The organism is Pseudomonas sp. EA_105y_Pfl2_R69, from assembly GCF_963970915.1.
Taxonomy (GTDB): Bacteria; Pseudomonadota; Gammaproteobacteria; order Pseudomonadales; family Pseudomonadaceae; genus Aquipseudomonas.
Map to the genome: position 1 here is coordinate 383,598 of NZ_CAXAOO010000001.1, position 23,493 is coordinate 407,090.

Annotated in this window: 19 protein-coding genes; 4 read left to right on the forward strand and 15 right to left on the reverse strand. The window is 64.1% G+C overall.

Features of this window, described 5'->3' with window-relative positions; translation table 11 throughout:
• Positions 1–5: 5 nt before the first annotated feature.
• The 4 genes from AACY13_RS01710 to hemE all read left to right on the forward strand — a co-directional run bounded on the left by AACY13_RS01710 (position 6) and on the right by hemE (position 8,963).
• Complete coding sequence (locus AACY13_RS01710; protein ID WP_339458789.1) at positions 6–1,547, forward strand: SPOR domain-containing protein; 1,542 nt, start codon at positions 6–8, stop codon at positions 1,545–1,547.
• A gap of 238 nt (positions 1,548–1,785) precedes the next feature.
• Positions 1,786–6,234 carry a glutamate synthase large subunit gene (gene gltB, locus AACY13_RS01715; protein WP_339458792.1) on the forward strand — a complete coding sequence of 1,483 codons (4,449 nt, stop codon included), beginning with the start codon at positions 1,786–1,788 and terminating at the stop codon, positions 6,232–6,234.
• Between the two features lie 34 nt (positions 6,235–6,268).
• Positions 6,269–7,687 carry an FAD-dependent oxidoreductase gene (locus AACY13_RS01720; RefSeq protein ID WP_339458794.1) on the forward strand — a complete coding sequence of 473 codons (1,419 nt, stop codon included), beginning with the start codon at positions 6,269–6,271 and terminating at the stop codon, positions 7,685–7,687.
• A gap of 208 nt (positions 7,688–7,895) precedes the next feature.
• The gene (hemE, locus tag AACY13_RS01725; protein WP_339458796.1) at positions 7,896–8,963 is read left to right on the forward strand and encodes a uroporphyrinogen decarboxylase; all 1,068 of its coding nucleotides are present in this window, start codon (positions 7,896–7,898) and stop codon (positions 8,961–8,963) included.
• A gap of 278 nt (positions 8,964–9,241) precedes the next feature.
• Here hemE and AACY13_RS01730 read toward each other — a convergent pair whose 3' ends face one another.
• The 15 genes from AACY13_RS01730 to AACY13_RS01800 form a co-directional block, all read right to left on the reverse strand.
• Positions 9,242–9,571, reverse strand: coding sequence for a c-type cytochrome (locus tag AACY13_RS01730; RefSeq protein ID WP_339458799.1), 330 nt, complete (start codon positions 9,569–9,571; stop codon positions 9,242–9,244).
• Positions 9,561–10,004: an excinuclease gene (locus AACY13_RS01735; RefSeq protein WP_339458801.1), complete on the reverse strand. Its 444-nt coding sequence runs from the start codon at positions 10,002–10,004 to the stop codon at positions 9,561–9,563. The genes AACY13_RS01730 and AACY13_RS01735 overlap by 11 nt, the downstream gene beginning before the upstream one ends.
• Before the next feature lie 70 nt (positions 10,005–10,074).
• Positions 10,075–11,310 (reverse strand): beta-ketoacyl-ACP synthase, encoded by a 1,236-nt coding sequence (locus tag AACY13_RS01740; protein WP_339458802.1) that lies wholly within the window; start codon positions 11,308–11,310, stop codon positions 10,075–10,077.
• A complete protein-coding gene (fabG, locus tag AACY13_RS01745; protein WP_339459978.1) occupies positions 11,310–12,038 on the reverse strand; it encodes a 3-oxoacyl-ACP reductase FabG in 729 nt (242 codons plus the stop codon). Before fabG ends, AACY13_RS01740 begins: the two co-directional genes overlap by 1 nt.
• Before the next feature lie 14 nt (positions 12,039–12,052).
• Positions 12,053–12,517, reverse strand: a complete 465-nt coding sequence (locus AACY13_RS01750) for a hotdog family protein (protein ID WP_339458804.1) — start codon at positions 12,515–12,517, stop codon at positions 12,053–12,055.
• Positions 12,514–13,782 carry a beta-ketoacyl-[acyl-carrier-protein] synthase family protein gene (locus tag AACY13_RS01755; RefSeq protein WP_339458806.1) on the reverse strand — a complete coding sequence of 423 codons (1,269 nt, stop codon included), beginning with the start codon at positions 13,780–13,782 and terminating at the stop codon, positions 12,514–12,516. Before AACY13_RS01755 ends, AACY13_RS01750 begins: the two co-directional genes overlap by 4 nt.
• Positions 13,782–14,297 carry a DUF3261 domain-containing protein gene (locus AACY13_RS01760; protein ID WP_339458807.1) on the reverse strand — a complete coding sequence of 172 codons (516 nt, stop codon included), beginning with the start codon at positions 14,295–14,297 and terminating at the stop codon, positions 13,782–13,784. Before AACY13_RS01760 ends, AACY13_RS01755 begins: the two co-directional genes overlap by 1 nt.
• Positions 14,297–15,022: a class I SAM-dependent methyltransferase gene (locus tag AACY13_RS01765; RefSeq protein WP_339458808.1), complete on the reverse strand. Its 726-nt coding sequence runs from the start codon at positions 15,020–15,022 to the stop codon at positions 14,297–14,299. The genes AACY13_RS01760 and AACY13_RS01765 overlap by 1 nt, the downstream gene beginning before the upstream one ends.
• A 12-nt stretch (positions 15,023–15,034) precedes the next feature.
• Complete coding sequence (locus tag AACY13_RS01770; RefSeq protein WP_339458811.1) at positions 15,035–16,303, reverse strand: NAD(P)/FAD-dependent oxidoreductase; 1,269 nt, start codon at positions 16,301–16,303, stop codon at positions 15,035–15,037.
• Positions 16,304–16,346: 43 nt separating this feature from the next.
• On the reverse strand, positions 16,347–18,701 hold the full coding sequence (locus AACY13_RS01775) for an MMPL family transporter (RefSeq protein WP_339458813.1): 2,355 nt from the start codon (positions 18,699–18,701) through the stop codon (positions 16,347–16,349).
• Positions 18,691–19,323, reverse strand: a complete 633-nt coding sequence (locus tag AACY13_RS01780; RefSeq protein WP_339458814.1) for an outer membrane lipoprotein carrier protein LolA — start codon at positions 19,321–19,323, stop codon at positions 18,691–18,693. The genes AACY13_RS01775 and AACY13_RS01780 overlap by 11 nt, the downstream gene beginning before the upstream one ends.
• 449 nt (positions 19,324–19,772) lie before the next feature.
• On the reverse strand, positions 19,773–20,198 hold the full coding sequence (locus AACY13_RS01785; RefSeq protein WP_339458816.1) for an acyl-CoA thioesterase: 426 nt from the start codon (positions 20,196–20,198) through the stop codon (positions 19,773–19,775).
• The gene (locus tag AACY13_RS01790; RefSeq protein ID WP_339458817.1) at positions 20,191–21,723 is read right to left on the reverse strand and encodes an HAL/PAL/TAL family ammonia-lyase; all 1,533 of its coding nucleotides are present in this window, start codon (positions 21,721–21,723) and stop codon (positions 20,191–20,193) included. Before AACY13_RS01790 ends, AACY13_RS01785 begins: the two co-directional genes overlap by 8 nt.
• The gene (locus AACY13_RS01795) at positions 21,713–22,642 is read right to left on the reverse strand and encodes an LpxL/LpxP family acyltransferase (RefSeq protein WP_339458818.1); all 930 of its coding nucleotides are present in this window, start codon (positions 22,640–22,642) and stop codon (positions 21,713–21,715) included. Before AACY13_RS01795 ends, AACY13_RS01790 begins: the two co-directional genes overlap by 11 nt.
• Complete coding sequence (locus AACY13_RS01800) at positions 22,639–23,391, reverse strand: glycosyltransferase family 2 protein (RefSeq protein ID WP_339458821.1); 753 nt, start codon at positions 23,389–23,391, stop codon at positions 22,639–22,641. Before AACY13_RS01800 ends, AACY13_RS01795 begins: the two co-directional genes overlap by 4 nt.
• Between the last annotated feature and the right edge of the window lie 102 nt (positions 23,392–23,493).

Consider the following 23,493-nt stretch of genomic DNA (forward strand, 5'->3'; position numbering starts at 1 on the left):
GCACCATGACCAGTTTGCATGCTGACGAGGCGTTTCTCGATCATTACCACTTCACTCACGATCCCTTTGCGGCGCGGGTGCCGGGTTTCAAGTTCTATCCTGCGCAGCGCAAGCCGGTTCTCGGGCAGTTGCACCACCTGGCGCGCTACAGCCAGCTGCTGCTGGTGGTCAGTGGTCCCGAGGGGGGTGGCAAAACCTTGCTGCGTCAGGCACTGGTGGCCAGTACCAATAAGCAGGCGGTGCAGAGTGTCGTGGTTTCCGCCAAGGGTGCATCCGATCCTGCCAGTATTCTGCGCCTGCTCGCCCAGGGTTTGCAGGTGCAGCGTGGCGATCTGCCTTCGATTCTGGCTCAGGTCGGCCAGTTGGCGCTTACCGGGCAGGAAGTCTATGCGCTGGTCGATGATGCGCAGGACCTCAGCGATGCCGCGCTGAGCAGTCTGCTGAGTCTGGCTGCGGGCAATGCGGAGGGGCGTCCCCATGTGTTTCTGTTTGCCGAGTCGGGGATTCTCTCGCGTCTCGAGCAGCTGGCGGCCGGAGAAGAATGCTTTCATGTCATCGAGTTGCAGCCATACAGCGAAGACGAGACGCGTGAGTACCTGGCGCTGCGGCTGGATGGGGCCGGGCAGGGCATCGAGATCCTCTCGGACGAGCAGGTTGCCACTATCCATGAGCAGTCCGGTGGCTGGCCAGGGGCGATTAACCGGGTGGCGCGCGAGACCTTGATTGAGGCCATGCTGGCGGACCGCCAGGCTGCTGGCCGTAAAGGCTTTGCCTGGAATTTGCCGAAGAAGCATGTGTTGGCCTTGCTGGTCGTGAGCCTCGGGGTGCTGGCGGCCTGGATGATGCAGGGGCGCGAGACGGCTGAGGAGAATGTGCCGGTTATCGCGCAGCTGCCGCTCGATCAGGCGGCGACTTCTGCGCCTGCAGCCGGGGCGGTGGTGCCGGACAAGGCGGCACCTTCCATTCAGTTCGAAGGAGCCAGTCAGCCGATGCCTTTGCCCCTGGTGGGCGAGGCGCAGCCGGTGATTCGTCAGCCCCTGGCCCAGGCCGCGGGCTTGAGCGGTGCGGAGGAGGGTGATGGTGCGGGTGGCGAAAGTGTCGTCGACCTGCCCGCACCTGCGCCTATCGTTCCCATTACGCCTACGCCGGCAGCCGTTGCGGCCCCCGTGGTGGTGCCGGAGCCTGTTAAGCCGGCTCCGGCTCCGGTACCGGCACCCGCCAAGCCGGCTGCCCCTGTGGTCGCTGCGCAGTCTGCGGCTGGGAGTGGCTGGTACGCTACGCAGGCCGGTTCGCGTTTTACCCTGCAGATACTGGGTTCGCGCTCCGAGGGTGGTGCGCAGGCCTTTGTTCGTGAGCATGGAGCCGAGTACCGCTATTTCCGCAAGCAGCATCAGGGGCAGCCGCTCTATGTGGTGACCTATGGCAGCTTTGCGAGCCGTGATGCGGCGCAGGCGGCGTTGCGCGGCTTGCCGGTCAAGGTGCAGGCCGGCAAGCCGTGGCCGCGCAACTTCGCCGGTATTCAGCAGGAGATTGCTCAGGCGCGCTAGCCGAGGCGTCGCGTGCCGTTCTGACTGGCTGGTCGTTAACACGACCTTTCGGTCTATTCCTTCGTTTTAGCGACATAAGCTTTCACTGCTTCGTCACTAAGATTTGTGACGATCTGGGTGGGTATGTACAATGACCACCCTTTCGCCTGCGCAAAGCTGGGGCTTAGTCCTGCGCGCATGGTAAGTGGTTGAATTAGAAAGTAATTGCCTTGAAATAGGCCGTCTGGTGAGAGTCCCTATGAAAGCAGGTTTGTACCGTCCTGATGAGTTCAAGGATAACTGCGGCTTCGGCCTGATCGCCCATATGCAGGGTGAGGCTAGCCATCACCTGCTGCAGACAGCGATCGAAGCCCTGACATGCATGACCCACCGCGGCGGGATCAACGCCGACGGCAAGACCGGCGACGGTTGTGGTCTGCTGATCCAGAAACCCGATGCTTTCCTGCGGGCCATGGCCCAGCAGCATTTTGCCGTCGAGCTGCCCAAACAGTACGCCGTGGGTATGGTGTTCTTTAATCAGGACCCGGTAAAAGCCGAAGCGGCCCGCGAGAATATGAATCGCGAGATCCTGGCCGCCGGCCTGAGCCTGGTCGGCTGGCGCAAGGTGCCGATCGACACCAGCGTGCTCGGCCGCCTGGCCCTTGAGCGTCTGCCGCAGATCGAGCAGGTGTTTATCGGTGGCGAAGGTCTGTCCGACCAGGAGTTCGCGATCAAGCTGTTCAGCGCCCGTCGTCGCTCCTCGGTGAGCAATGCCGCCGACAGCGATCACTACATCTGCAGCTTTTCGCACAAGACCATCATCTATAAAGGCCTGATGATGCCGGCCGACCTGCAGCAGTTCTACCCGGACCTGGGTGACGAGCGCCTGCAGACCGCCATTTGCGTGTTCCATCAGCGCTTCTCCACCAACACCCTGCCGAAGTGGCCGCTGGCGCAGCCGTTCCGCTTCCTCGCGCACAACGGTGAAATCAACACCATCACCGGTAACCGCAACTGGGCGCAGGCGCGTCGCCTGAAGTTTGCCAACGACCAGATCTTCGATCTCGAAGAGCTCGGCCCGCTGGTCAACCGCGTAGGTTCCGACTCCTCGAGCATGGACAACATGCTCGAGCTGATGGTCACCGGCGGCATCGACCTGTTCCGCGGCGTGCGCATGATCATTCCGCCGGCCTGGCAGAACGTCGAAACCATGGACGCCGATCTGCGTGCGTTCTACGAATACAACTCCATGCATATGGAGCCCTGGGATGGTCCGGCCGGTGTGGTACTCACCGATGGCCGCCATGCCGTGTGCCTGCTCGACCGTAACGGTCTGCGTCCGGCGCGTTGGGTCACCACCAAGAATGGCTATATCACCCTGGCCTCGGAAATCGGCGTGTGGAACTACGCACCCGAGGACGTCTTGGCCAAGGGCCGCGTCGGCCCGGGACAGATTCTCGCGGTGGACACCGAAACCGGGCAGATCCTCGGCAGCGACGATATCGACAACCGCCTGAAGTCGCGTCATCCCTACAAGCAGTGGATGCGCAAGAGCGCCACCCGTATTCAGGCGACCATGGAAGACAACGACCATGGTTCGGCGTTCTACGACCAGGACCAGCTCAAGCAGTACATGAAGATGTACCAGGTCACCTTCGAAGAGCGTGACCAGGTGCTGCGTCCGCTCGGCGAACAGGGCCAGGAAGCGGTCGGTTCCATGGGTGACGACACGCCGATGGCCGTGCTCAGCCAGCGCGTGCGCTCGCCGTACGACTACTTCCGTCAGCAGTTCGCCCAGGTCACCAACCCGCCGATCGACCCGCTGCGCGAAGCCATCGTCATGTCGCTGGAGATCTGCCTCGGTGCCGAGCGCAATATCTTCACCGAGTCGCCAGAACACGCTGCGCGGGTGATTCTCAGCAGCCCGGTGATTTCTCCGGCCAAGTGGCGCGCCTTGATGAACCTGGATCGCCCGGGCTTCGAGCGCCAGCTGATCGACATGAACTACGACGAGTCGCTCGGTCTGGAAGCGGCCGTGCGCAATATGGCCGATCAGGCCGAAGAAGCCGTGCGCGCCGGCAAGGTGCTGCTGGTACTGTCTGACCGGCATATCGCCCCGGGCAAGCTGCCGGCCCACGCCGCCCTGGTCACCGGTGCGATTCACCACCGCCTGACCGAAAAAGGCCTGCGTTGCGACTGCAACATCCTGGTCGAGACGGCCACTGCCCGCGATCCGCACCACTATGCGGTGCTGCTCGGCTTCGGCGCTTCGGCGGTCTATCCGTTCCTCGCCTACGAAGTGCTGGGCGACCTGATTCGTACCGGCGAAGTGCTCGGCGATCTGTATGAAGTGTTCAAGCACTACCGCAAGGGCATCTCCAAGGGCCTGCTGAAGATCCTGTCGAAGATGGGCATCTCCACCGTCGCTTCTTATCGCGGTGCGCAGCTGTTCGAAGCGGTCGGCCTGGCCGATGACGTCACCGAACTGTGCTTCCGTGGTGTGGCCAGCCGCATCAAGGGCGCGCGCTTCGTCGATATCGAAAACGAGCAGAAGCTACTGGCGTTTGAGGCCTGGAACGCGCGCAAGTCGATCCAGCAGGGCGGCCTGCTCAAGTTCGTCTACGGCGGCGAGTACCACGCCTACAACCCGGATGTGGTCAGCACCCTGCAGGCTGCCGTGCAGCAGGGCAGCTACGAGAAATTCAAGGAATACACCACCCTGGTCGACACCCGACCGGTGTCGATGCTGCGCGACCTGCTGCAACTGAAGCTGGCCGAGCTGCCATTGGCGCTGGATCAGGTCGAGCCGCTGGGCGAGATTCTCAAGCGCTTCGACTCCGCCGGGATTTCCCTCGGCGCGTTGTCGCCCGAGGCTCACGAAGCCATCGCCGAGGCGATGAACCGTCTGGGCGCGCGCTCCAACTCCGGTGAGGGCGGTGAAGACCCGGCCCGTTACGGCACCGTGCGCAGCTCGAAGATCAAGCAGGTGGCCACCGGCCGCTTCGGTGTCACACCTGAGTATCTGGTCAACGCCGAAGTGCTGCAGATCAAGGTGGCCCAGGGTGCCAAGCCCGGTGAGGGCGGCCAACTGCCCGGCGGCAAGGTCAACGGTCTGATCGCCAAGCTGCGTTACGCAGTGCCGGGCGTGACCCTGATTTCGCCACCGCCGCACCACGACATCTACTCCATCGAAGACCTGGCGCAGCTGATCTATGACCTCAAGCAGGTCAACCCGGCCGCCCTGGTGTCGGTCAAGCTGGTCGCGGAAGCCGGGGTCGGCACCATCGCCGCCGGTGTGGCCAAGGCCTATGCCGACCTGATCACCATCTCCGGTTACGACGGGGGTACCGGTGCATCGCCGCTGACCTCGATCAAGTACGCCGGCGCGCCGTGGGAACTAGGCCTGGCCGAAACTCACCAGACCCTGCGCGGCAACGACCTGCGCGGCAAGGTGCGGGTGCAAACCGACGGCGGCCTGAAGACCGGCCTGGACGTGATCAAGGCCGCCATTCTCGGGGCCGAGAGCTTCGGCTTCGGTACTGCGCCGATGATCGCCTTGGGCTGCAAATACCTGCGTATCTGTCACCTGAACAACTGCGCCACCGGCGTCGCGACTCAGAACGACAAGCTGCGCAAGGATCATTTCATCGGCACCGTCGAAATGGTGATGAACTTCTTCACCTACGTCGCCGAAGAAACCCGCGAGTGGCTGGCCAAGCTGGGTGTACGCAGCCTGGAAGAGTTGATCGGGCGTACCGATCTGCTGGAAATGCTGCCGGGCGAAACCGCCAAGCAGGAGCATCTGGACCTGACGCCGCTGCTCGGCAGCGACCACATTCCGGCCGACAAGCCGCAGTTCTGCCTGGTTGACCGCAACCCGCCATTCGACCAAGGCCTGCTGGCCGAGAAGATGGTCGAGCTGGCCAAGTCGGCCATCGATGCCGCCAGCGGCGCCGAGTTTGAGCTGGATATCTGCAACTGCGACCGTTCCATTGGTGCCCGTGTCTCCGGCGAAATTGCCCGTGCGCATGGCAACCAGGGCATGGCCAAGGCACCGATCACCTTCCGCTTCAAGGGCACTGCGGGCCAGAGCTTCGGCGTGTGGAACGCCGGTGGTTTGAACCTGTACCTGGAAGGCGACGCCAACGACTATGTCGGCAAGGGCATGACCGGCGGCAAGCTGGTGATCACCCCACCTAAGGGCAGCCCGTTCAAGACCCAGGACAGCGCCATCATCGGCAACACCTGCCTGTACGGTGCCACCGGCGGCAAGCTGTTCGCCGCCGGTACCGCGGGCGAGCGTTTCGCCGTGCGTAACTCCGGTGCCCATACCGTAGTGGAAGGCACGGGCGACCATTGCTGCGAATACATGACCGGCGGCTTTGTCTGCGTGCTAGGCAAGACCGGCTACAACTTCGGTTCCGGCATGACCGGCGGCTTCGCCTACGTGCTCGACCTGGACAACAGCTTCTACGACCGCGTAAACCACGAACTGGTGGAGATCCAGCGGATCAACAACGAATCGATGGAGGCTTATCGTAGCCACCTGCAGCGCGTACTCGCCGAGTACGTCCAGGAAACATCGAGTGAGTGGGGCACCAACCTGCTGGAAAACCTCGACGACTACCTGCGCAAGTTCTGGCTGGTCAAACCGAAGGCGGCAAGCCTGAAGTCGTTGCTCTCCAGCACCCGTGCCAACCCGCAATAAGAATGCGCCTGAAGTGGTTTGATGAGGTATTGCAATGACTGAACGTCTGAATAACGACTTCCAGTTCATCGAAGTCGGGCGCAAAGACCCGAAGAAGAAACTGTTGCGTCAGCGTAAGAAAGAGTTCGTCGAGATTTACGACAACTTCAAGCCTGCGCAAGCGGCCGACCAGGCGCATCGTTGCCTGGGCTGCGGTAACCCCTATTGCGAATGGAAGTGCCCGGTGCACAACTTCATTCCCAACTGGCTCAAGCTGGTGTCCGAGGGCAATATCCTCGCCGCCGCCGAACTGTCGCACCAGACCAACACCCTGCCGGAAGTCTGCGGCCGCGTGTGCCCGCAGGACCGTCTGTGCGAGGGTGCCTGCACCCTCAACGACGGCTTCGGCGCGGTGACCATCGGTTCGGTGGAGAAGTACATCACCGACACGGCGTTTGCCATGGGCTGGCGTCCGGATATGTCGCGCGTGGTGCCAACCGGCAAGCGCGTCGCGGTGATTGGTGCCGGCCCGGCGGGTCTGGGCTGCGCCGACGTACTGGTGCGCAACGGCGTGACCCCGGTGGTGTTCGACAAGAACCCGGAAATCGGCGGCCTGCTGACCTTCGGCATCCCCGAGTTCAAGCTGGAGAAGAGCGTGCTGAGCAATCGCCGCGAAGTCTTCACCGGCATGGGCATCGAGTTCCGTCTGAACACCGAGATCGGCACAGACATCACCATGCAGCAGCTGCTGGATGAGTACGATGCCGTGTTTATGGGCATGGGCACCTACACCTATATGAAGGGCGGCTTCCCCGGCGAAGACCTGCCGGGCGTCACCGATGCGCTGGATTTCCTGATCGCCAACGTCAACCGCAACCTCGGTTTCGAGAAAAACGCGGAAGACTTTATCGACATGAAGGGCAAGCGCATCGTCGTCCTCGGCGGCGGCGACACCGCGATGGACTGCAACCGCACCTCGATCCGTCAGGGGGCCAAGTCGGTCACCTGCGCCTATCGCCGCGACGAAGAAAACATGCCGGGCTCGCGCAAGGAAGTGAAGAACGCCAAGGAAGAAGGGGTCAAGTTCCTCTTTAACCGTCAGCCTATTGCGATCGTGGGGGAAGACAAGGTCGAAGGCGTGAAGGTTGTCGAGACCCGTCTCGGCGCACCGGATGCCCGTGGTCGTCGCAGCCCCGAGCCGATTCCCGGTTCCGAGGAAATCATCCCGGCGGAAGCCGTGCTGATCGCCTTCGGTTTCCGCCCGAGCCCGGCTGCCTGGTTCAGCGATTTCACCATCGAGACTGATAGCCAGGGTCGTGTAGTGGCGCCGGAGCAGAGCCAGTTCAAGCACCAGACCAGCAACCCGAAGATCTTCGCCGGTGGCGATATGGTCCGCGGTTCCGATCTGGTGGTAACGGCGATCTTCGAGGGCCGTAATGCCGCCGAAGGTATCCTGGACTACCTGCAGGTCTGATGAGCCCGCGTAGGATGGGTTGAGCTTGGCGATACCCATCGCTGTTTTGATGGGTAACGCCTTCGGCTAACCTACGCGCCCGCCCCATCCTACGGCCGCGACAAATTGACCCTATAGACAAAAGGCACGGCACTCGCCGTGCCTTTTGTTTTGCGCTCTGCGAAAATACCCGCACTTTTTTGCTGCCTTCCATGTCTCGGGAATTGTTATGACCGCCCTGAAGAACGACCGCTTCCTTCGTGCCCTGCTCAAGCAGCCTGTCGACGTCACCCCGGTGTGGATGATGCGCCAGGCCGGTCGTTACCTGCCGGAATACCGCGCCACCCGCGCCAAGGCCGGCAACTTCGTCAAGCTGATGAAGAACCCGGAGCTGGCCTGCGAGGTCACCATCCAGCCGCTGGATCGCTACCCGCAGCTGGATGCGGCGATTCTGTTCTCCGACATCCTGACCATCCCCGATGCCATGGGCCAGGGCCTGTACTTCGAGACCGGCGAAGGTCCGCGCTTTAAGAAAGTTATCAGCAGCATGGCCGATATCGAAGCGCTGCCGATCCCCGATCCGGAGCAGGATCTGGGTTATGTGATGGACGCGGTGCGTACCATCCGCCGCGAGCTGAATGGCCGGGTGCCGCTGATCGGTTTCACCGGCAGCCCCTGGACCCTGGCCACCTATATGGTCGAAGGCGGCTCAAGCAAGGACTTCCGCAAGTCCAAGGCGATGCTCTACGACAACCCGCAGGCTATGCACGCGCTGCTCGACAAGCTGGCGCAGTCGGTCACCGCCTACCTCAATGGGCAGATCAAGGCGGGCGCGCAGGCGGTGCAGATTTTCGATTCCTGGGGCGGTTCGCTGTCGGCGGCGGCTTATCAGGAGTTCTCCCTGGCCTATATGCAGAAGATCATCGACGGCCTGATCCGCGAACACGACGGCCGCCGCGTGCCGGTGATCCTGTTCACCAAGGGCGGCGGTTTGTGGTTGGAGTCCATGGCCGAGACCGGTGCCGAAGCCCTCGGCCTGGACTGGACCTGCGATATCGGCAGCGCCCGCGCCCGCGTCGGCAGCAGGGTGGCGCTGCAGGGCAATATGGACCCGAGCGTGCTGTACGCCAACCCGGCGGCGATCCGCGCCGAAGTCGGGCGCATCCTCGCTGCCTATGGCCATGGCAGCGGCCAGGTGTTTAACCTCGGCCACGGCATCACCCCGGAAGTCGATCCGGCTCACGCTGGTGCGTTCTTCGAAGCGGTGCATGAGTTGTCTGGGCAGTACCACCAATAAACTCTGCATAAAACAAAGGCCGCTAATGCGGCCTTTGTTTTGTCTGCGGTTCTTAGAACCTGACTCGGATCTCGCGAGCTAGAGCGAGACAAGGCGCTACGTTAGTAACAGCCTTCGGCTGGTCAAAATGACCGAGGAAGCGGAGTTTACTGGTGTAAATGAGCATGACTCGTTTCACTCGCCCTTTGGGTCGCGCTAAAGCGCGTTAGCCGCAGGCGGCTTGCCGAGGACATTTTTAACGCCGTATCGCCGACGCGCAGCAGAGCCGTGGCAGGTTCTCAGGGCTTACGCAAATCGCGCACGGCCTTTACCAGCGCCAGCTGTTCGGTTTCGCTGAGTGTGTCGGCGTAGCCGGGCATGGCCCCAGGGCCATTGGCAATGGCATCGAGGATATCGCTGTCGCTGTTGCTGTCCTGCCACTTGGCCTTGCTCAGGTTCTGGGCAAAGTACAGCCAGCCGCGCAGGGTGTTGGCGCGGCCGTCTACGGCGTGGCATTTGGCGCAGTGCTGGCGATACAGCGGCTGGCCATCCACTTCGGCCAGCGCGGGCAGGCTGCCAAGTAGGGTCAGCGCGCCAAGTAGACCGACCAGCGCCGGCTTATTTGACATTGGCCAGGTTACCCTTGAGCGCTACGCCCGCCATGATCGCGCCGGCGTGGCATTCGTACTTCTGGCTGTCCTTGTATTCGACGTTCTTGTAGTTGCTGGCCAGGTCGACCACGGCGTTGGCACCGGCAGCCTTGGCCGCGTTCTGCAGACGGATCAAGGCCGATTGCAGCGCCCAGCTGCAGGCACCTTCGTCGCTCTTGTTGAAGGCGTTGGTCTTCTGGCTGGTGGTGACGCCGGATTTGACCACGCTGACCGAACCGGCCGGCTTGTTGCCCGCCAGGTAGAACTTCACGCTGCCGTCCAGGCGGCCGGCACTCAGGGCTTCCTGCACAACCGCGTCGAACGGCAGAAAGTGGGTGGTATCACGGGCCTGGCTAACGGCCGGCAACAGGCTCAGGCAGGCGGCAGCAAGGATCCAGTTCTTGGCTTTCATCGGGTGACTCCTTTCTTGTGAGTTTCTGGTCAGGGTGTTGCGCAAAAAATCAGTGTAATCCGGCTCGTGTTCAAGCCCAGCGCTTGAAGATCAGCGAAGTATTCACCCCACCAAAGGCGAAGTTGTTGTTCATCACGTATTGGTGGCTCATCTGGCGGAATTCGCCGCGCAGGTAGTCCAACTCGCCGCAGGCCGGATCGACCGTGTCCAGATTCAGGGTCGGCACATAGCTGTCCGCGTTCATCATTTCGATGCTGAACCAGGACTCCAGCGCGCCGCAAGCCCCGAGGGTATGGCCGAAGTAGCTCTTCTGCGAGCTAATCGGCATCTGGCTGCCGAACAGCTCCTGGGTGGCCAGGGTTTCGGCCACATCGCCCTGCTCGGTGGCGGTGCCGTGGCCGTTGACGTAGCCGATGGCGGAGGGTTCTAGACCGGCATCCTGCAGCGCCAGCTGCATTGCCCCGCGCATGGTCGCCTGTACCGGTTTGGTGGCGTGCTGGCCGTCGGCATTGCAGCCAAAACCGACGATTTCGGCATGGATGGTCGCGCCACGGGCCAGTGCGTGTTCCAGCTCTTCGAGGACCAGAATGCCGGCCCCTTCGCCGATCACCAGGCCGTCGCGGCCGGCGTCATAAGGGCGCGGCGACAGGTGCGGGGTGTCGTTTTTCAGGCTGGTGGCGTACAGCGCATCGAAGACCATGGCTTCGGTCGGACAGAGTTCTTCCGCGCCGCCGGCGAGCATCATCGGCAGGCGGCCGAACTTGATCGCCTCGTAGGCGTAGCCGATGCCCTGGCTGCCGCTGGTGCAGGCACTGGAGGTGGGGATCAGGCGGCCCTTGAGGCCGAAGAAGATGCTGATATTGGCCGCCGTGGTGTGCGGCATCATGCGGATATAGGAGTTGGCATTCAGGCCGTCCGCCACCGAATTGAGCAGCATATTGCCGAAGGCCTTGATCTCGTCGGTGCTGCCGGTGGAGGAGCCGCAGGCCACGCCCATGCGTCCGTCCTGAATGCACGGATCACCAAGCAGGCCGGCATGTTCCAGCGCGCGTTCGGCGGCGTACACCACGAGCTTGGAGACCCGGCCCATGCTGCGGGTCTGCTTGCGGTTCCAGTGCTTGGGCTGGACGAAGTCATCCACCGGGCCGCCGAGGCGGGTGTTCAGCTCGCTGAACCTGTCCCACTCATGCATATAGCGGATACCGCTCTTGCCGGCCTTGAAAACCGCCTCGATCGTCGGCCAGTCGCTGCCCAGGGAGGTCACGCCGCCCATGCCGGTCACTACAACCCGTTTGCATCCGTTCATCAGCACAGCCCACCGTTCACCGCGAGGACCTGGCGGGTAATGTAGGCCGCCTCCTCGGACATCAGAAAATTCACCGCGCCGGCCACTTCTTCCGGGGTACCCATGCGAGCGGCCGGGACCATCTTGAGGATTTCCTCGATGGGCACATCGGCATCCAGTATCTCGGTGTCGATCAGCCCCGGGGCGACGCAGTTGACCGTGATCTTGCGCTTGCCCAGCTCGATCGCCAAGGCCTTGGCCGCACCGATGATACCGGCCTTGGAGGCGCTGTAATTGACCTGGCCGCGATTGCCGATCAGCCCGGACACCGAGGTGATGCAGACGATGCGCCCGGCCTTGCGTCGCCGCACCATGGGCATGGTCAGCGGATGCAGGACGTTATAGAAACCGTCCAGATTGGTGCGCATGACGATGTCCCAGTCCTCTTCGCTCAGCGCCGGAAAGGCACCGTCACGGGTCAGGCCGGCATTGCACACCACGCCGTAATACGCGCCGTGCTGCGCCACATCGGCCTCCAGCGCGGCGCGGCAGGCGGCGCGGTCGGAGACATCGAACTGGAGGATGCGCGCCTGCTGGCCCAGCTGAATAATCTGCGCCTGCACCGCTTCGGCTTCCTCGCGGCGGGCGCGGCAATGCAGCACGATGTCATAGCCGCCCTTGGCCAGACGCAGGGCAATCGCACGGCCGATGCCACGGCTGGAGCCGGTGACCAGAATGGTTTCGCTTATGGCCGTTGTTTCGTTCATGACTGGGATTCCTCAAATTCTTCCTGAAGATAGCTGGCCACCTGGGGCGGGCGGAATACGTTGAGGCGCGCACAGGCGTCGATGCCGGGGCCGCGCAGGTGGCATTCGAACACGCCCATGCCGTTGTCGTCCTGTAGCGAGCGGGTGGCGTGGATATGCAGCTCGGCTCCCGCCGGGAAGCGTTCGACGTTGCACTCGTACTTGCGCGTGCCGAGGAGAAAGCCCAGCTCCACCGGCTCACCGCGCAGGCGCGCCTGGCAGCCGGCGTAGGCGGCGATGCTCTGGGCCATCAGCTCGACGCCGAGCCAGGCCGGCAGGCTACCGTCGTCCAGGCTGAACAGGCCGCCGTCGCGCACGCGCAGCTGGGTTTCGATGTCCTCGTCGCCAAAGCGCAGCACCTGATCGATCAGGATCATGTCACCGGCGTGGGGGATCAGTTCGGCGATCGGCCATTGACTCATGGCTGTTCTCCTGGCGCTGCGCTCCGCTCTTCACTCGACTCTTCGCCGAGGAGCAGGCTGATATTGTTGCCGCCAAAGGCGAAGGAGTTGCTCATCAGTCGGCGTGGGCGGCTCTTGCTCAGCTGCGTACCGGGCGCGACCAGATTTAACGCCGGCAGCGCCGGGTCGACCTGGCCATCCCAGAGATGCGGTGGCAGCAGCTGCTGCGGGTTGTATTCGCTCAAGGTCAGCCAGCAGAAGGCCGCCTCCAGCGCGCCGGCCGCGCCGAGGCAGTGGCCGACCATGGGTTTGCTGGATGAGCAGGGCACGCCGTGGGGGAAGATCGCCTGCACCGCCCGGCTTTCCATGGCGTCGTTGTGGCTGGTGGCGGTGCCGTGCAGGTTCAGGTAATCGACCTGAGCAGCACGGATGCCAGCGGCTGCCAGGGCTTTGCCCATGGCCGTCTGGGCACCGAGGCCGTCGGGCTGCGGTGCGGAAATATGGTGGGCGTCGCTGCTGGCCCCGCCGCCCAGCAGGGTGATTGCTACGGCACACCGGGGCGCGGCTGCGCCGCTGAGCGGCTCTCTAGTCATTGGCTCTTTAGTCATTAAGAACAGCGCCGCGCCCTCGCCGATATTGATGCCGTGGCGATTGACGGAAAACGGCTGGCAGCGTTCGGCGGCAACCGCTTCCAGGGCGGAAAAGCCGTTGAGGGTCAGGCGACACAGGCTGTCCACGCCGCCACAGAGCACCGCATCGCACACCCCCAGGTTGAGCAGGCGTTGCGCGCTGAGCAGTGCCCGCGCGCCCGAGGTGCAGGCGGTGGAAATGCAGAAGCACGGCCCACTCAGGCCCAGCCAGTCACTGAGAAAGTTCGCCGGTGCGGCCAGCTCCTGCTGGGCGTAGTCATAGTGCCCCGGCAGTTGGCCCTGTTTCAGGTATTCAGCGATGCTCTGGCTGGCTTCTTCGATACCCGAGGTGCTGGTACCGAGGATCACGGCGATACGTTCGCTGCCAAAGCGGGCGATGGCGGCGCGAATCTCGTCTTCTATCTCCAGGGCGGCAGCCAGCAGCAACTGATTGTTGCGGCTTGGCGGATGGCCCGGCAGACCGGGTAACTCAGGCAGGTCACCGGGCACTGCGCCGACGGTCAGCGCGCGCTCGGCCACCCAGCCGCTTTGCGCGCGCATGCCGCTGCTGTCGCCGGCAAACAGCGCCGTTGCCACCGCCTGTTTGCCTTGGCCGAGGGCGCAGTTGAGGCCCAGTGCAGAGAGGTATACGGCCATCAGGGAGCCTTATCGTCGGGGAGGGCGCTGACCTGATAGGTCAGGGCGGGCGAGCGGTACAGGGTGAAATCCAGCGGCGCACGGTAACTGATTCGCCACTGCGGGTTAAGCCGGCGTGTGCCATCGGCGTCCAGTTGCCAGCTGTCGGCCGGGTAGTGCCGGGCCAGTTGCGCGCTGGGCGTGAGGGCAAACAGCAGCGCGGCGAACAACTCACGGGCTTCGCCGTTGGGCGGCAGCAGGCCGTCATTCTGCCACTGGCCGGCGCGCAGCAGCTGCCGCGCCAGGGGGACGCCGAGGGGGTCGAACAGTGAGGCGCGCAGCGCGTCCTGCTCACGTTGCAGCACCAGCCACCAGGTTTGCTGGCTCTCGGCCTGGCTGCGCTGCACCTGCAGGGCCAGCGGCAGCGGTGCGGCCAGAACCGGCGACTGTGCGGGCAGCGGCGTATGTGCGGCGCAGGCCACGAGCAACAGGCACAGGCCGAGCAGCAGCCCCAGGAATGGCCGGGTCGCACGCATCAGCTGACAGGCTCCAGCGGCTTGCGCGCCACCACATTGACCAGAGTTTCATTGCGTTGGCCGACCGGCTTGGGCTTTGCCAGCCCCCAGCGCTCCAGTAGGCCGAAGTCCTTGGCGCGGCTCCACCACAGATAGGGGTAGGAGATGTTCTGCTCGCCAAACTGCAAACCCTGGTCGCGCAGCATGGCCAGATAGCCTTCCGCGCTTTTCTGCACGTGCATCGGGTGGCGAAACAGCCAGCGGATCACCCAGGTGTCGATATAGAACTGGGTCGACTCGGCAAACAGCAGATAGCCGCCCGGCTTGAGCACGCGGCAGAACTCGGCCAGGGCCTGCTCCTGCTCGACCAGATGATGGAAGGTCTGGTGGCAGAACAGCAGGTCGACGCTGGCATCCGCCAGGTCGATGGCCGCGCAGTCGCTGGCGATCAGCTGCACGTCCAGACCCAGGCGTTCCGCCTCGGCGCGCGAGCAATCGAGGCTGTGCGGGTCGGCGTCCAGGCCGATCATCCGCGCCGGCTTGAAGGCCTCTGCCAGCAGGCCGAAGGATTTGCCCTGACCGCAGCCTGCATCCAGCAGCACCGGTGCCTCTGGCGGCGGACCAGCGAACAGGCCGCGCAGGTCATTGATCGCCACGCGCAGCACATGGTGCTGCCAGACATGGCTCTGCAGAAACCAGAAGCCGAAGCGGGTTTCCTCGACGTAGGTGGCGGCCGGGTTGCTCATAAATGTCCTTATTTAGTTATTGGCGCAGAGTTCAGCCAGCACCCGCAGGCGGCGGCGCGGTTCGGCGACGTAGGGGTTCTTCTCATCCCAGGCGTAGCCGGCGAGGATCGAGCTGATCATCCGGCGGATTTCCGGCTGGGCCTTTTCGAAATAGATCACGTCCTGGAAGCTGCCGTCGTACCAACCCTCGACATACACACGGAAGGTGTCGACGCCGCGCTTAAGCGGGATGGCAAAGTCCTGCTCCCAGTCCACCGTCTCGCCGCTTAGCTGACGATGCAGGACGCCGGCGGCCATGCTCGCCGAGCGCATGGCGATGGTCACCCCGGAGCTGAACACCGGGTCGAGAAATTCCGCCGCATTGCCCAGCAGGGCAAAGCCCGGGCCGTGCAGGGTTTTGACGTTGGCCGAGTAGCCGCCAATGCGCCGCGCCGGGGTGTCCCATACGGCGTTTTTCAGCACCTTGTGCAGTGACGGGGCTTCTTCGACGAATTGCTTGAGGCAGGCGTCCAGATCCTCTGGGCGGCCCGCATAGCGGCTGGCCTCGGCCACCACGCCGACCGAGCAGCGGCCGTTGCTGAACGGGATGGTCCAGAACCACACATCGCGCAGGGTCGGGTGGGTGGTGATGAGAATCTTCTCGCGGTCGAAGCCAGTGCCTTCGCTGCGGTCTTCGACGTGGGTAAACAGCGCCTGGCGCACCGGGAAACTCGACGGCGTGTCGAGGTCGAGCAGGCGCGGCAGTACGCGGCCGTAGCCACTGCCATCGAGGACGAAGGTGCATTCGACCTGGTACTCATGGCCGTCTGCCAGGCGACGCACGCTCAGGCGTGGGCAGTCGCCGCTGCGCACGCCGCTGCGCACGCCGCTGAAGTCGACGGCGAAGATTTCCTCTTCATAGCGGATTTCCACACCCTGCAGTTCGGCCTGGTCGGCCAGCAGCTTGTCGAAGTCGGCGCGCAACACCTGATAGGTCGAACCCTGACCCTTGGTGAAGGTGTCGCGGAAGTCGAACTCGGTATAGCGCTCGCCCCAGCTAAAGGCCGCACCATGCTTGGTCTGAAAACCCGCCGCGCGCACCGCGTCGAGCATCCCGGCTTCTTCGACGAAGTCCAGGCAATGCGACAGCAGGCTCTCGCCAATCGAGAAGCGCGGGAAGCGCTGGCGCTCCAGCACCAGCACGTCATGACCGCTGCGCTTGAGCAGCGCCGCGGCAATCGCCCCGGACGGGCCGGCACCGATGACTACGACCTGACGCTTTTCGACTTCAAGAGACTTCATCGCGGCTTATGCCTCATTAATGACCGGTAATGGTTCGGGGTGTTCATGCACTGTGTGTCTGGTTTGTACTGATCTGCCGAGTGCCGGCCCAGGGCGCGAGCAGAAAGCAGAACAGCAGGCCGAGGCTGATTGCCAGACCGAAGTTGGCGATCGCCGGGGTGTCGCTGATCAGCAGCAGGCCGAACGACAGCCAGCTGGTCAGTGCCGAGAGCAGGGTGCCGAGCAGGCTGACGGCCGGGCCGCCGATGTTCTCGCGCATCAGGATGGCGTAATCGACGCCGATGGCGGTGATCAAGAGCAGGCCGAACAGGCTGAACAGGGTCAGCGGCTGGCCCAGCCAACCCAGGCAGGCCAGCGCCGCCAGTGCCGCCAATAGCGGCAGGCAGACCACCCGCAGCGCGCCGCCGAGGCCGAAGGGCAGGCACAGCAGTAACAGGATCGCCACGCTGGAGATAAGCTTCAGTTCTGCGGCGCTAAGCTGGGTGGCGCTGAACAGCGCGTTGAGTTCGCTGATCCGATCAACCAGCTGCACCCCCGGCAGACCCTCGACCAGCGGCTTGAGTTCGCTGCTGTTGCTAAGCCCCTGCAGGCTGACCAGCCCGGCCACGCCAGCGGCCCCGTCTTTGCTATGAGCGCCCAGCCATAGCGGTCGCCAGGCCTCGCCCAGGGGACTGGACAGGGCTTGTTCAAGGCTGGCCTGGTTGTCCTGTTGCAGTTCCAGCAATTCGTTATGCAGCGCAGCTGGCGGGATACCCAGGTCGAGCAGCTGCTGCCAGTGCTGCGGCAGTTCGCCCAGTGCAGTGCGCAGTTGCTGCAACTGGCTGTCGGGGGCGACCAGTTGGCTGAGGGCGCGGTAGTCACGCAACTGACCGTTCTGCACCGCCTGATCCAGGCGTTGACTCAGCGCCGCCTGGCGTTCCAGCAGCTGCTGCGGGTTAGCGGCGCGCACCAGAAAGAACTGGCTGGTGGGCTGCTGCCCGGTCAGCTCGGCGATGCGCTGGGCCTCGGCCAGCAGTTTTGGCTCCTGTCCCAACCATTGGCGCAGATCGTTCTGGGTATGCAGCTGCCACAGGCCACCGGCGCAGAACAGCAGCAATAGCACCAGCAGTGGTGTGCTGCCGACCCTGGCCAACAGGCGTGCCCGTCCGGCCAGCAGGCGCTGGCTAAAACTCAGCAGCTGCGGCGATGGGCTTAGCCGTAGGCCGCGCAGCCAGGCCGGCAGCAGACAGACCGAGCACAGGTAGGCGGCGATCAGCCCGGCGGCGGAAAACAGCGCGACCTGGGTCAGGGCTGGAAACGGGGTAAAGGCCAGTGCCAGGTAGCCGATCAGGTTGGTGCCCAGGCTCAGGCTCAGGCCCGGCAAGGTGGCGCGCAATGCGCCCCAGCTGCTCCAGCCGTCCGCGCCCGCGGCGGCGCTCCAGCTCTTGCTTAAGTAATGCTGCGGATAGTCGGCGGCGACCCCGACCAGGCTGGCACCCAGCACCAGGGTCAGGGCGTTGATCTGGCCGAACACCAACACGCAGGCGGTGCAGCCGGCCAGTAGGGCCATGGCTATCGGCAACAGGCTGACCAGCACCCGCACGCGGCGGAAGGCCAGCAGCAGAAGCAGTAGGGTGCCGAGAGTGGCACCGCCGCCAATCAGGCTGATTTCGCGGGTGGCCTTGACCTGCCCGGCAGCGGCGTACAACACGCCGCCGGCCGCCAGCAGTTGTCCGCCGGCGGTTTCGATCTGCGCGCGGGTAGCGGCGACCTGGGCGGCAATCAGCGGAGGCTCCTGCATATCGAAGGCGCTACCCCGGGCGCTGGCGCGCAGCAGGGCCCAGGTCATGCCGGGTTCTTCCAGCAGCAAGGCGCCACTGCTCAGGTCGGCCTGAATACGGCTGCCGGGGTTCAGCGCCTGTTGCGCGCGCAGGCCCAGGCCCAGCCAGTCCTGCTCGATGGGCAGCAGGCTAAAGCCGGCGAAGGTGTCGAACAGCTGGGCGGCGCGTTGTTCGATCAACTGCTGCGGTTGCTCCAGCAACAGCTGGCGATCCGCCGCCGGCAACAGGGCCAGACGGTTGTTGCGCAGGTAATCGCGCAGCGCGGCGAGGTCGCTGTCGAGGTTCCACTGCACCTGGGCGAAACGCCCGCTGCCGCGCCACTGCTCGCCCACCTGCTGCGCGAGGGCAATCGCCTGCTCGCGTTGCGGATGACCGATCAGTAGCAACAGGTCGCGATTGAGCGGCTCCTGCATACGTTGCTCGGCCTGTTGCACCAGAGCGTCGCCGCTGCCTGCGGGTAATAGCGCGAGCATATCCGCCGCTACCGGTGGGCCATTGCGCCACTGCCAGGCGGCGAGCGCCAGCAGGGCCGCAAGCAGCAGCAGAAAACCGCGCGGCAGCCAGCGTTCACTGGGCAAAGTCGCGTTGCTCCTGCTCAGTCAAGCCCTCGCCGGCCTGGCTCTCGGGCAGGCGCAGCACGCTGTGGTCGCCCTGGGTTTCATGCAGCTCGATGCGCTGCACCAGCGCGCCGCCGTCGATCTGGATGCGGCTGAAAATCTGCTTAAGCAGCTGCGAACGGGGTGTGAGGCGCAGTTGCCAGGCCTCAGCCGTACCACTTAGTTGCAGCTCGAAATCCCGCGCCAGGCCGCTGTGGTCGCCCTTGAGTACGGCGAGAAACAGCCGGCTTTGCTGGGCAGCGACATCCTGGCCGGGCTGCTGTTGCCAGCCGCTGGGCGTGCGTTTGGCGATGCCCTGACTGTCGATGCGGTAATCCTGCTTGAGCGGGCTTTGCAGCTGCCAGAGCAGGCCAAGGTCGCGGCTCAACACGAACTGACCGTGACTGGTCAGCGGCTGCGGCAGGGCGCGCAGGTGCTTTTCCTGAATCAGCGGGCCGCGCACCACCGCAGGCTTGGCCAGCTGGGCGCTGAGCTGGTCGAGGTCGAAGGCATAAGCATCGGATGCCAGAAGCAGCAGCGCCAGCTGTAGCCCGGATGCAACCCGGGAGCGGTGCAAGGTTGGAGAACGCTCCCCGGATTTCATCCGGGCTACGAAGTTGTGCCAACGCGTAACTAACGCTCGAACGAAACCAGACGGGCCAGGACTTGGGGTCCCCTGAGGAGGCCGAGTGGAATCCCTGCGTAAGGGGGTGAGCGGCATGGATGTCGCGAGAGCTGCGATGGGCCAGGGATGGCCCTTCGCAGCGTGCCCCTGGAGCAGGGATGGAGCGAGGGAAGTCGAGCGCAGCGAGACCCGGATGTGGGGCGCGCTTTCTCTTTGGTTACTTTCTCTTTGCGCGCGCAAAGAGATACGCAGCGAAGCGGAGTAACAGCCACAGGCTGACCCGAAGGGCGAGCGTAGCGAGTCAAGAATTCGTCCGACAGGACGAAACCGGTTAGCAAACACTGCTCCCAAAACACCGCGTTGGGTATCGCAAAGCTCAACCCAACCTACGGGGTTGAGCGCGCGGTTCAATCCGGCCCAAAGACTGTTCACGCCAACACCTTCTCAACCGCCTCGATCAACACCTTGGGTGAAGCAAACTGCATTTCGCGGGTGGCGATTTCCACCGCCACTTGCACGCTGCTGCCACGGGTCATGCGCTCGCCGCTGGCGGCGTCAGTGATCAGGTAGTTGATCTTCAGGCGGTTCTCCCACTCCACCAAGTCGGCGCGCACGATGATTTTTTGGCCGAACTGCGCGCCGCGGATATAGCGCAGCTGCAGGTCGATCACCGGCCAGGCGTAGCCGGCGTCGCGCATCTGCACGTAGTTGTGGCCGAGCTTGTCGAGCAGGGCGCAGCGCGCCTGTTCGAAGTATTTGACGTAGTGGCCGTGCCAGACCACTTCCATCATATCGACGTCGAAGAAGGGGACCTGCAACTCGATCTCGGCCTGCAATACACCTTTGCTACGCATAGAGCCTCCAGTGCTGCTCGCGGATGCGCACCAGGCACAGGCGCAGTTCGGCTTCCAGGGCGCGGTCTTCGATCACCGGGTGGAAGTCCACGGCCAGCTGTTCACGCATGGCGGTGATCGGCGCGGGAATGTCGATCTTGCCGTCGCGCTCACGCAGCCATACGCCCTGGTTGGCGGCCAGCAGGGTGGCGGCGGCGACCTGCTCGGTCAGCTCCAGGCTGCGCAGGGCATCGCGGGCGGCGATGGTGCCCATGCTCACCTTGTCCTGGTTGTGGCACTCGGTGGAGCGCGAGAACACGCTGGCCGGCATGGTGTTTTTCAGCGCTTCGGCGGTCCAGGCGCTGGTGCCGATCTGCACGGCCTTGAAACCGTGGTTGATCATCGCGCTGACGCTCGGCGCGCCGGACAGGTTGCTCGGCAGGCCGTGGTTGTAGCGCGTATCGACCAGCAGGGCGAGCTGGCGATCGAGCAGGTCGGCGACGTTGCCCACCAGGTTTTTCAGGCTGTCCATGGCGAAGGCGATATGCCCGCCGTAGAAGTGCCCGCCGTGCAGCACGCGCTCGGCTTCGGCATCGATCAGCGGGTTGTCGTTGGCGCTGTTCAGTTCGATCTCGATAAATTGGCGCAGCAGGCCCAGGCTGTCGGCCAGCACGCCGAGCACATGCGGCGCGCAGCGCAGCGAGTAGCGGTCCTGCAGGCGGTGCAGCGGCGCGGTTGGCGCGTCGATGGCCAGGTCTTGACGCAACCAGGCGGCGACTTGCATCTGCCCCGGGTGCGGCTTGGCGGCGAACAGGCGCTCGTCGAAGTGCTCCGGGTTGCCCTCCAGCGCCACCACGTTAAGCGCGGTGATGCGCGTGGCCAGCTTGAGCAGGTAGTCGGCGCGCGAATAGGCCTGGCAGGCCAGGGCGGTCATTACCGCGGTGCCGTTCATCAGCGCCAGGGCTTCCTTGGGGCGCAGGGTCAGCGGCGTCCAGCCGAGTTCCTTGTGCACCTCGGCTGCGCTGCGGCGTTCACCCTTGAACATCACTTCGCGCTCACCGCTGAGGGTGGCGGCGACATAGGACAGCGGCGTCAGGTCGCCGCTGGCACCGACCGAGCCTTCTTCCGGAATCAGCGGCAGCACATCAAACTCGAGAAACGCCTGCAGGCGTTCGAGCAGCTCCACCCGTACCCCGGAGACACCCTGGCACAGCGACTGCAGGCGCGCGGCCAGCACCGCGCGGGTGGCGGGCTCATCCAGCAGCTTGCCCAGGCCGCAGCCATGGAAGGTGTACAGATGACGCGGCAGCGCCTCGACCTGGTGCAGCGGCACGGCCACCACGCAGGAGTCGCCGTAGCCGGTGGTGACGCCGTAGATCACGCCTTCCTTGTCCAGCAGGCTGTCGAGAAAGCGCGCGCCCTTGGCGATTTTTTCGCGGTAGGCGGCATCGCTTTGCAGCTGCGCCGGGGCGCTGCGGCTGGCTAGGGCGACAACCTGTTCGATGCAGAGGGGCTGTTCGCCAAACACGATTGGATCAGTCGTCATCTTCATTCCAGAACGGGTAGAAATTGAACCATTGCAGGGGGGCATCCAGGCAGCGTTGCGCGAGCTGGTCGGCGTAGCGCTGGGTCCAGTGGCGGATCACCTCGTCCCGTTCGCTGCGCTTCCAGTGCAGGCGCTCGGCGAAGGGTTCGATGATCACCTGATAGCGTTCATCGATTTTCAGGCAGTGAATCAGATTGACCGGACATTGCAGCAGCCCGGCCAGCAACCATGGGCCTTGCGGGAAGGCGGCGGGCTTACCGAGAAAGTTCACGCTGACCTTGCGGCTGCCCTTGAGTGGCACGCGGTCGCCGGCAATCGCCAGCCATTCGCCGCGTTCCAGGCGCTCGGACAATTGCAGCATGATCGCCGCGTCCAGTTCACTGACTTGAATCAGACGCAGGTGGGTGGCACCGGCCTCGCCGAGCAGGCGGTTGAACTGTTCGGCGTGTTTGGTGTGCACCAGTACATTCATCGTCACCTGCTCGCCGAGTTCGGCCAGGGCGCGGCAGACTTCCAGATTGCCCAGGTGCGCGGCCACCAGCATCTGCCCGCGGCCTTGCCGGTGCAGCTGGATGCAGGCGTGGCTGGGGTCGATCAGGCTGACCTGCTCCAGGCCGAGCTTGCCATTCCATACATCGAGCTTGTCGAGCAGGGCGTCGGCGAAGCTTATAAAGTGGCGGAACACGCTGTGCCGGGTCGGTTGCAACTCTGCGCGGCCGCTCCAGTTGGCCAGGTTGCGCTGGTACTGGCGGATGCTGCGCCGCGCCTTGGCACCGAACAGGTAGAAATACAGCACGATCAGGTACAGCAGCGGGCTGATCAGGCGGCGGCCGAGCAGGCGCGCCAGCAGCGCGGTAAATTTCATCAGGATAAAACTGCCGCGCTCGCGCTGCCCGGCCCAGTGCTGCTGGCCACTCATGCGCGCCACCTGCGCCAGAGGATCTGCGGGGCGCGCAGCAGCATGCCGAAGAACAGCGTGGCGTGCATCTTCGAGATCAGCGCGTTGTCGTGCCACAGGCGAAAGTGCGAGAGGCCGTCCAGCGGATAGTGCACGCGGGTCGGCAGCCAGTGCATCGGCTGATTGCGCCAGGCCAGGCGCACCAGAATCTCGGTGTCGAAATCCATGCGCTTGCCGATGGTTACCGCCTCGATCAGCGCCAGGGTGGCCGGCAGCGGGTACACCCGGAAGCCGCACATGGAGTCGCGGATGCTCAGCGACAGGGTGTTGATCCACACCCATACGTGGGTCAGGTAGCGCGCGTAGAGGCGGCCTTTCGGCACGCTCTCGTCGTACTGCGGGTAGCCGCAGATCAGCGCCTGGGGCGCGGCTTGCGAGGCTTCGATGAAATGGGGGAGATCGCTGAGGTCATGCTGGCCGTCGGCATCCACCTGCAGTGCATGGCTGAAACCCAGTCGTGAGGCCTCGCGCAAACCGGCCATTACCGCGCCGCCCTTGCCCTGATTGACCGCCAGGCGCAGCAGATGAGTGTCGGGTTGCTTGGCAAGCTGATCCATCACCGCCGCGCAGGTCGGACTGGAGGCATCGTCCACCAGTACGCAGGGTAGGCCGGCCGCGTGCAGCGCGGCGACCACCACGGGCAGCGCGTGTTCGTGGTTGTAGACCGGGATTACCGCGCAGGGCTTATGGAAAGCTACCTGCGTTGCCATCGCTGCGTTAAGAGCAGGCTCAGAATGCTCATTTAGCGCTTGTAAACTCCGCTTCTTCGCCTGCTCTTGCCTTGCGCTGGCTTCCTCGCCAACGCTTTCCGG